The organism is Streptomyces sp. ATLC9 (genome assembly GCF_057196705.1).
The window spans coordinates 1-395 of the sequence record NZ_JBXUOY010000615.1 but is presented as its reverse complement, the minus strand read 5'-3'; the positions used below and the strand labels follow the sequence as shown (position 1 = coordinate 395).

The window sequence follows — 395 nt, the reverse complement described above, 5'->3', positions numbered from 1 at the left end:
GGCATGGTGTGCGCCCCGCTGGTGGGCCTGGTGGCCGGGCTGTGCGCGGCCGCCGCCGGGGGCGTCGCGCTGCTGCTGGGCGCCTCACCGCTGCTCGCGGCGGTCGCCACCGTCGCGGTGCCCGCCGTGCTGACGCGCGGTCTGCACCTGGACGGGCTCGCGGACGTCGCCGACGGCCTGGGCAGCGGCCGCCGGGCCGAGGGCGCGCTGGAGGTGATGAAGCGCTCCGACATCGGCCCGTTCGGGGTGGTCACCCTGCTGCTGGTGCTGCTCGCCCAGGTGGCGGCGGTGGCCGGGGCGTACGCCGCCGGCTGGGCGTGGGGCGCGGTCGCGGTGACCGTCTCGGCGGTGGCCGCGCGCGCCGCGCTGACACTCGCCGCCCGTGAGGGCGTCCC

At 80.0% G+C, this 395-nt stretch carries 1 protein-coding gene; it reads left to right on the top strand.

The window, feature by feature from the left end; genetic code table 11:
* A partial coding sequence (locus tag AC2CJA_RS27330) for an adenosylcobinamide-GDP ribazoletransferase (protein WP_484605292.1) occupies positions 1-395 on the top strand: 395 nt, incomplete at both ends.